The sequence below is a fragment of the Actinophytocola sp. genome, from assembly GCF_036555685.1.
GTDB lineage: Bacteria > Actinomycetota > Actinomycetes > Mycobacteriales > Pseudonocardiaceae > Actinophytocola.
Genome location: NZ_DATBKY010000217.1, coordinates 1 through 8,047 on the forward strand (window position 1 = coordinate 1; position 8,047 = coordinate 8,047).

The 8,047-nt window shown below is 71.5% G+C and carries 3 protein-coding genes; all 3 read right to left on the reverse strand.

The window, feature by feature from the left end:
• Window positions 1-116: 116 nt before the first annotated feature.
• The 3 genes from VH969_RS20465 to VH969_RS20475 all read right to left on the reverse strand — a co-directional run bounded on the left by VH969_RS20465 (window position 117) and on the right by VH969_RS20475 (window position 7,706).
• Complete coding sequence (locus VH969_RS20465) at window positions 117-410, reverse strand: hypothetical protein (protein WP_331976585.1); 294 nt, start codon at window positions 408-410, stop codon at window positions 117-119.
• Window positions 410-4,681, reverse strand: coding sequence for a type VII secretion EssC family protein (locus VH969_RS20470; RefSeq protein WP_331976587.1), 4,272 nt, complete (start codon window positions 4,679-4,681; stop codon window positions 410-412). The genes VH969_RS20465 and VH969_RS20470 overlap by 1 nt, the downstream gene beginning before the upstream one ends.
• Window positions 4,682-4,850: 169 nt before the next feature.
• Window positions 4,851-7,706, reverse strand: a complete 2,856-nt coding sequence (locus VH969_RS20475) for an AfsR/SARP family transcriptional regulator (RefSeq protein ID WP_331976589.1) — start codon at window positions 7,704-7,706, stop codon at window positions 4,851-4,853.
• Window positions 7,707-8,047 lie beyond the last annotated feature (341 nt).

An 8,047-nucleotide genomic window follows, 5' to 3' on the forward strand; every position in this document is an offset into this window, starting at 1 on the left:
GGGGTAAGCACGGACCGCACCCAGTTCTGCAACTCCTGCGCGCCGTGGGTACAGGCGTCGGAGTACTGGTAGAGGTGGTCGGGGATCGCAGACGCGTCGCTCATGTCACCGCTGTCCTAGTCCGATTTCCGTTGTGCCGCATGCGCCGCGCTGATCTGGTCAGCCACGTTGCCGCGGGCCGTTCTCGCGCGATCCGCAAGGCTCGTGAGCGCGTTCTGCTCCCGGCGGAACTCGCCTTCGAACTGGTGGCGTTTGCTGCCCGTCCAGTTGTCGCTGCCCGGTGAGCCGAGCTTCCCGCTGCGCTGACTGCCGCGCAGCCATACCAGCCAGTCGAGCTTGGCGGCCAGCTGCGACAGCTGCTGGCTGAGTCGATCCGCGGCGGTGAAGTCGAAGTCGGCGTCGTCCGACATCAGCCGTTCCCTCCTGTGGAAGTCATCTTTCGGGCTGCGGGCACCGGAAGTGCGAGCTGGATCCCGTCGACGGATCCGTTCGCGACGTGGTAACCACGGCCGGGCACTGGAGCCATGCGGTCCGTGCGCGGCAGGGTGACGCCGAGCAGGTCGCCGTCGAGGTCGTGGTCCGGAACCAGCAGGACGCCGTTGCGGCCGTCGCGGACCTTCTGGGTCCAGTTGCCGTACATCCGCCGCAACCCGTCCGCACGGCCGGCCGCGACGAGGTGTCGGGCGGTCCCGGCACCGGCGAGCCAGCGGTCCAGCACGCCGAGACCGTCCTCGATGGTCTCGGCGTCGTCGACGAGTACCAGCAGCGGGCCGGTGCCCACAGCGGACAGTGCGGCGTCGAGGTCGTCGTAGCCGGTGACGACCGTCACGGGAGCCGGCAGGTCCCGCACCGGTGAGCGCCGCGGCGCGAACGCGACGACGGCCGGCGCCCCCGGCGTGGCAAGCACCGAGTGCGCGATGGTGCACAGCGCGAGGCTGCGTCCCGACCGCGGCGGGCCGGTGATCAGCGCGTGCTCGTGTTCGAAAAGGCACAGCGCGGCCGGGGCGAGCGCGGCGTCGCCGACGCCGACCGGGATCTCCCACGGTTCCTCGGTAACGCTCGCCTCGGCACCCAGTTCGGCGAAGGTGACCCGCTGCGGGAGCAGACCGACCGGCGGCGCGATGCGGGTGGCGGCAGGCCACCTGGCCGCGACGCGCCGGACAGCGGCGCCGAGGTCCGTGCCGGGGTGGGCGACCTGCACGACCTGCTGGTTACCCGCGATCAGTGCCCGTCCGGGCACGTAGCCGGGGACGGCTTTGCGGTGCACGTCGAACGTGCCGTACTCGTTGTGGTCGGCGAGCCGCATGAGCAGCTTCTGCTGGGTCAGCGCACTCCACGATGGTGGGACCGCGCCCGCCCGGTCGGCGGTGGCCGCGACGTGGATGCCCACTGCGGGCCCGTCGGCGTAGACGCGAGCCAGGTCGTCCAGGATGGACATCCCGGCGGCGTCGGAGTCGAAGTCGGCGAGCAGCGCGCCGAGATTGTCGATCACGACCAGCGTTCGGGTGCGCTGGGCGCCCAGAGACTTGCGAGCCTCCAGGTCCCGGCGAAGCGTGCGGATCAGCCGGATCTGCCGTTCCCGTTCGGCAGCACCGATGTAGGCGCCGGCGTGCGGCAACGCTCCGAGCGGGGCGAGGTCCCCCGCGCCGAGATCCAGCACGTACAGGTGCAGCCGCCCGGGCGCCCAGGAGGCGGTCATCGCCAGCGCGAGCGAGATGAGCGTGGTTGACGTGCCCGCGCCGACCGCCCCGTAGACGAGCAGGTTCCCCGCTCCCGGAGACCAGCCGACCGGGTACTGGGTCTGCCGGTCCGGGTCGTCGGCCAGTGCGACCGCCGGAAGGGCCGTCTCGTCGGCGGTCTCGCCGCCTAGGCCGCGCACGGCCTGCGGCGGCAGGTCCGCGAGTCCGATCAGCGGCGGCAGCGGCTGCGGCCACGGACGTCGCGGCCGGGCGTAGCCGGCCATGTCGTTCGCCTCGCCGACTGCCGCGACCAGCCGGGCGAGATCGGTGGCACCCGGGTCGGCCGTGCCCCGCTCGTCGGGGTCAGGAAACCCAAGCGCGAACGGCCTTACGCTGACCGGGCTGGTCACCGCGGTGGCCGGCGTGACGCCGGTCGACAGCGCCGTCTGCACCGGCAGCACCTCGCGGGCGGACAGCCGGTAGTAGGCTCGGCCCCACTGGCGCGAGCCGATGCCGGCCGAGGCGGGATCGTCGACCACGTCGATCGAGTCCGATGAGGACTCGAGGCGAAGCGCGATCCGCAGCTTGACGTTGTTCTTGATCGCGTCGTTGACCGACCCGGCGGGCCGCTGGGTGGCCATGATCAGGTGCATGCCGAGGCTGCGGCCGCGCTGGGCGATGCTCACCAGCGAGTCGACGAAGTCGGGCAACGCCTTGACCAGAGTGGCGAACTCATCGATCAGCACGACCAGCCGTGGCATCGGCTCGAGGTCGGGCCGCTCGGTGTCCCGCAGCCGCTGGTAGTCACGGACGTGACCGAGCCCGACGGCCCGCAGCGCGTGCTCACGGTGCCGCAGCTCCGCCTCCAGACACCGCAGCGCCCGCTCGCCGAGCTGCTCGTCGAGGTCGGTGACCAGCCCGACGACGTGCGGCAGCCGGGCGCACTCGTCCAGCGCACCGCCACCCTTGTAGTCCACCAGCGCGAAGGTCAACTGTTCCGGGCTGGTACCGACGGCCATGCTCGTGACCAGCGTGCGAAGCAGCTCGCTCTTGCCGGACCCGGTGGTCCCGGCGATCAGCCCGTGCGGACCGTCGTCGTCCAGGTCCACGGTGAACAGGTCCCGCTCGGTCACTCCCAGCACGGCGCCGACCCGGTACTCCACCGCCCGGTCCGCCCAACGGCTCAGCACCGCGTCGCCGGACACGTCCGGCAGGTCCAGAAGCGGCAACAGGTTGATCCGGTCCGGCAACCCCGCGCCTCTCATGCGCAGCTCCGGATCCTCGAACCGGGCCAGTGACCGGGCGAGCAGGCGCGCGTCGTACTCGTCGATCCCGTTCACGAGGATGTCGTCGATGTCCTCCCCGGATGCCACCCGGCGCAGCCGCCCGAGACCCGTGTTCGTCACCGACAACACCGAGGTGCACAGAGCCGGCAGCCGGTTGGTGAGCACGATGCCGCCACACGCCGACGCCGCACTGGCCAGCAGGTCGCGCAACAGGCACGGCCGCCCCTCCAGCAACGTCGCGCCGTCGACCACGACCAGCGTCACCGGCCGGTCGACCTGGCCGGGTTCGGTCTGCGCGGCGGCGGCCGCCAGCAACGCCCTGGCCAGCTGCTCGGACTGCTCGTGCCCGACCGCCACCAGCCGCGCCGAACCCGACGTCGGGTCCGCGCCGTGCGGCAACCACTTGGTCCAGTCCCAGTCCGCCAGCCGGCCAGGGTCGGTGAACACGGCCACCGTCAGGTCTGCCGGCCCGCTGGCCACGACCGCCTGGCACAGCATCGCTCGCGCGGCCGCCAGCGCCGCCGGCCGGTCCCCCTCGATGCCCGCCACCCCACCCGCCGACAGGTCCACCAGCACCGGCACCTGCGGCAACGTCGCGAACTTCGCCACGACATCGGACTTGGCGTCCTGTCCGGCACCCGGTGCGCTCGGAGCCATCTGCACCGGCGGCTGCCACGACTGGTCGGCGTATCCGACCGACACCTGGCCGAAGTCCGGCATCTGCAGGCGCCGTTCCCACAGCCGCCGCGCCGGCGCGGCCGCCCGGAACGACACCTCCGCCAGGTCGGGGCTGTCCGCCCGGCGGGTCGCCACCTCCGAGGCGTGTCGCGCCGACAACTCGGCGTCCGCGGCCGCCACCTGCCCGGCGTACTCCCGCATCGCCCGGCGCAGGCTGCGCCTGCCCCGAGTTCGTTCCTCGACGAAGTTGCCGAGGAACATGAGCGGTGACAAACCCGCGATCGCGGCGAACTGCCAGCTCCCGGTGATCGCGACGATGCCGGCCGCCATCACGATGGGGCCCAGCATCGCCGCGACACTGAACGGCGCCTTGCCGGCTTTCGACGGCCGCGCCGGCAACATCACCGGCGGCGGACCAGCGGGCCGCGCCACCCGCGGGCTGCGGTTGAACGGGATGAGCCCGCCGGGCCTGGCCTCACGTACCGGGTTCACCGGCACGACCTCGGTCCGCCGCTCGACCGGCACGACGCGCAGCAAAACCGGGCCACCCAGCGAGACCAGGTCATCCGGCCCCACCCGCGCCGGCCCGGTCAACCGGACACCGTTGACGTCGGTGCCGTTGCGCGAACCCATGTCCCGCACCACCACACCACCGTCGGGCATCACCTCGATCGAACAGTGCGCACGGGACACATCGGCCGACCGCACGGTGATATCCGCCTCGCTGTCCCGGCCGACCACCGACGTCCCGCCGCGCAACGGCACCGAGGCCCCCGCGGAAAGCCCACCGACCACCCGCAGCACCGGCCGGGGGCCGTGGTCCCTGGCGGCGACGCGGCCACCGACCGCCACGCGGGAGCCGTTCACCAGACCGGCCTCGGTGAGCGCGGTGTCCCCCGCCGTGGGCCGACCGTCCACGGTCAGTGGGTGTCCCGCGACGCCGAGCGCGGCCGCCAGATCGGCGACACACGCTTCTGGCCTGCGGATGGCCAGGTCCCACTCCCGCTCGACCCGGCCCATACCGGACACGAAACGCACGAATCCCCCGACATCCTCGGCTTTTCGGATCGCCGACAGCACCGTCCGGACCGGACTCCCGGCCCGCGGCAGGCAACTGCCCCCTCGATCGCTGTGGCGAGGCCAACCTGCCATGACGGGCTTGCCAAAACCCTTGCCATCGATGCGCAGGGACTCGACGTCCGGCGGCTCAGGTGTTGAGGCGAATCACGTCGGGCATGTCCGGAACCTCCTGGGCGAGCATGCGGGCCGCGGTCTCGTCGTCGACAACGTGGATGTCACGCAGTTTCCCGATCGCGGATCTCCACTGCTTCCCCGCCTGGTCAAGACGGTTGAGGAGGTGATATGCGGTGCCGAGACCCCACTCCTGCTCGGCCTCGTTGTACGTGTCGCCGAGGTCGTGGAACATCGCCCGGCTGCGTTCGTGGAACGGGATGGCGGCGGCCGGATCGGCCGCCCGCTGGTGTGCCCAGCCCAGGTTGGCGAGCGCGATGGCCTCCCCCAGCCGGTTGCCTGCGTCACGGTAGAGCTTCGCGCTGCGCTGCAGACAGCTCGCGGCCCGGTCGAACCGCCCGATCGCCTGGTGGGTGAGGCCGAGGTAGTTCAGCGCGGAGGCCGTGCCGGCGATACGGCCGGTCTGGTCGCCCAACGTCACGCTGCGTTCGAGGTAGTCCAGCGCCTCGGCATGGCGTCCCCGCTGGCGGTGGATGTTGCCGACTGCGGCCAGGCATGCCTGCCTGCCCACCTGGTCCTCCAGCTCCGTCCAGATCTCCAGCGCCCGCTCGACGCACGCCGCCGCCTCGGCCGACAGCTCGATCTGCGCGGTCAACGTGCCCAGGTCCTCCCACGCCTGCGCCTCGGCACGGCGGTCGCCGATCCGCTGCGCCGTACGTATGGCCAGCCGGTTCAACGCGATGCGATCGCTCGAGTGCCCCCGGTTCGCGAGCGGACGGTACAGCGCGCCGAGCAGGCGCAGGGCCAGCTGTGGCAGCTCCCCTTCGTCTTCGGCGGCGCGGTAGGCGGTCGCCAGGAGCGTCGAGTATTCGCGTTCCACCCACGCGATGGCGGCCGCCGGCGTGTCCCAACCGCGGTCGTGCTGCTCCTGCGGGGCGACGATGCGCCGGACCTCGGTGGGATGCACCGCGACCGTCGCCATCGTGGCGAGGTCCACGCAGTGACCGGTGAGCCGGACCAGGGCGGCGTGCCGGTCCGCGGGCGAGTCCAGCTCCGCGCTGCGATCGGCCGCGTACTGCCGGACGAGGTCGTGCATGCCGAGCCTGCCGTCCGCGGTCTCGAGGACGAGGTGCTCGTCCACCAGCCTGTCCAGAATGGACTCGGCGGCCGAACGTTCCACACCGGCGAACACGGTGACCGACGCGACGGCGAAATCCGCACCGGGATGGTGCGCCAGCAGGCGAAACACGCGCTGCGCCGCGGCGGGAAGCGCGGCGTAGGACAACGCGAACGCAGCCCGCACCGCGCTCGCGATCGGCGTCGCCGAGAGCGGAGACTCACCCGTGTTCAACCGGGCGACGAGATCGCCGAACCCTCGCCCTGGCCGCGACCGCAGGTAGCGGGCGATCAACGCGACCGCGATCGGCAGGTTCCCGCACAACTCCGCGACCCGGCGTGCCGCCGCCGGTTCCGCGTGCAGCCGCTGCGTCCCGGCATGACGCTCGAGCAACGCCAGCGCGTCGGCCGGTTCGAAGACGTCCAACGAGATCGCGTGCGCGCCGTCGAGCGCCGTCAGGTTGCGCCGGCTCGTGACCAGCACCAAGCAGCCGGGATCGCCGGGCAGAAGCGGGCGTACCTGCTCCTCGTCGGCCGCGTTGTCCAGGACCACCAGTGCACGCCTGCCGCTGAGCCGTTGCCGGTACAGGGCGGCCCGGGTGTCGACGTCGGGCGGGATCTCGTGCAGCGGAACTCCCAGCAGCCGCAGGAAGTTCGACAACACGTCCGCCGGCTCGAGCGGCACCTGCTCGGGATGGAAGCCGCTCAGGTCGGCCCACAGCTGGATCTCGTCGAACCGGCCGGCGCGGCGAAGGTGGTGCGCCGCGCGGATCACGAGCCTGGTCTTGCCGACTCCGGCCATCCCCTCGATCGTGCAGACGACGACCTCACCGGCGCTCGCGTGCCGCGTGATCGCGTCCAACCGCGCGAGTTCCTCCTTCCGGCCGGTGAAGTCCGCGATGTCCATCGGCAGGCTGTGTGACAGTCCAGTGCCTGCCGGCCGCTCGGCCGGCCGCAGCGTGGGATCGGCGTGCAGGATCCGGGCGTGTAGGTCTCGCAACCGCTGTCCTGGGTCGATGCCGAGCTCGACGACCAGGTGCTCGCGTGCCCGGGACAGCGCCGCCAGCGCCTCGGTCTGCCGGTCGCAGCGGTAGAGCGCCAGCGCCAGCTGCGCCCAGAGTTCCTCGCGCTCGGGGTGCTCGCTGGTCAGCGTGGTCAGCTCGCCGATCACCTCGCGGTGCCGGCCGCACTCCAGCTCGCCGTCGATCACGAGCCGGATCGCCTCCAGCCGCTGCTCGTCGAGATCGGCGAACAACCGTCTGTGCAGCAGGTCCGACGCGGTGCCGGCGAGAGCGGGTCCCCGCCACAGCGCGAGCGCCTCACGCAGGCCGGCCACTTTGGCCTCCGGCTCCCGCACGACGCGCGCGTGGCTGAACAGTTCGACGAACCGATGCACGTCGACCTGCCGGGGGTTCGCCTCGGCGAAGTAGCCGGCACTCCCGCCGTGCAGGCGGACTCCGTACGTGCCGTCCCGGGCAGGGTCGACCACGGACCGCAGCCGAGACACGTGGCTGTGCAATGCCTTCCGCGGCGACGCCGGTGGACGTCCGTCCCACAGCAACTCGGTCAGCCGTTCCACCGATACGACCTTGTCGAGTTCCAGCAGCAAAATGGCGAGTAGGCTTCGCTCGCGGCGCCTGCCCAACTGCGCGGGCATACCGTCGAGATCGACCTCCATCGGCCCGAGCAGGCGAAACCGGGGCACGTCTGACCCCGACGAGGTCGCCCAGCTGTGCCGTGAGAACTCCTCCTGCATCTCGACCAGCGTATCGGAGCCCGTGCCGCAAAGCCCCGCTGACCAAATGGTTCCCTTTGCACCGATTCTGCCAAATCAGATCGGGCGCCAGTGGCCCCAGGCCTGGTACGCAGATTGCCCGCTGGCACGACAATCAGGCGCCTTCGCAGCTCGAAAGATGCCTGCCAGCCCACGATCTGACGAAAAGGATGGTTTCGAGCGCAGACGAATCTGTCAGGTCCGAAGGTGATGCGGCGGCGTCTTGCAGCGCAAAAGCAGTTGGAAAGTGTCTGCCGAGGCCGTATGCTGCCGCGCACCTTCGTCCGCGAATGCGCCCCACCTGTCTGGTGGTCAGCACCGTC

Bases quoted from the DNA above. Each gene is read 5' to 3' on its own strand.
- VH969_RS20475 (WP_331976589.1), bottom strand. From the start codon at position 7,706: ATGCAGGAGGAGTTCTCACGGCACAGCTGGGCGACCTCGTCGGGGTCA.
- VH969_RS20465 (WP_331976585.1), bottom strand. From the start codon at position 410: ATGTCGGACGACGCCGACTTCGACTTCACCGCCGCGGATCGACTCAGC.